General features: G+C 78.4%; 1 pseudogene. It reads right to left on the bottom strand.

Annotation, left to right across the window (positions count from 1 at the left end):
- Positions 1-864: pseudogene (locus FNQ90_RS25125) on the bottom strand (hypothetical protein); the annotation flags it as partial.
- Positions 865-887: the final 23 nt, after the last annotated feature.

Below are 887 nucleotides of genomic sequence, written 5' to 3'. Positions count from 1 at the left end.
CGTCCCGTCCCCGGGCTCGTCCGGGTCGGTGGGCCCGGCGGTGGAGTCGTCCCCGTCCTCACCGGTCCCCCCGGGGCCGGTCGGCTCCTGCGGGCCGGGGCTGCCGACACCGGTGGGGTCGACCGGCGGCTCGGTCGGGGTCGGGGCGGCGCCGGCGCCCGTCCCGTTCTCGTCCGACTCCGGCAGCAGGAACGCGGCGACGGCCACCGCCAACCCGCACAGCAGCAGCACCAGCAGGAGCAACAGCCAACCCAGGCGGTGCGGGGAGGACGCGGGTCGTTTGCGACGGGAGACCAACTCACCCCGCCGGCGCACCACCGGCAGCCGGCGGGGGTCGGCGGGTGCCCCGGCCTCCAGCATGGGCGGCGCGGTGACCGTGCGGCGGCCCACGTCGGGCTCGGGCGCCGAACGGATGATCGACCGCAGCCAGCCGCGGACCTCCTCCGGATGGGGACGCTCGGTGGGGTCCTGACGCAGCAGGGAGTCCACCACGGGGCGCAGCGCCCCGCACTCCTCGGCGAAGGCGGGCTGTTCGGAGACCACCGCCTGCACCAGCTCCAGGACGTTGTCCTCCGGATAGGGCGGGTGGCCCTGCACGGCGCGGAAGAGCAGGGCGCCCAGCGCCCACAGGTCGGCGGCGGGCCCGACGGGCGGGGCCAGTCGCCAGTGCTCGTAGACGGGGCCGGCCTGTTCGGGGGCCCAGCGCTCGGTGACCGGACCGACCACGGCCATCCGGGCCTGCCGGGCACGCTCGGCCGCCCGGGCGCTGTCGGGGCCGCGGTAACGACGCTCGGTCGCGGGGACGTTGCCGGTGCCGGCGGGGCGCTGCGCCGGCAGGGGGGCGGTCCGGTCGGGATCGGCCACGGCGGGGTCGACCGGCCCGGTGG

This window comes from Streptomyces alkaliphilus (assembly GCF_014141535.1).
Taxonomy (GTDB): Bacteria; Actinomycetota; Actinomycetes; order Streptomycetales; family Streptomycetaceae; genus Streptomyces; species Streptomyces alkaliphilus.
The sequence above is the reverse complement of the archived record's forward strand: the minus strand, read 5'-3'. Positions and strand labels throughout refer to the sequence as shown.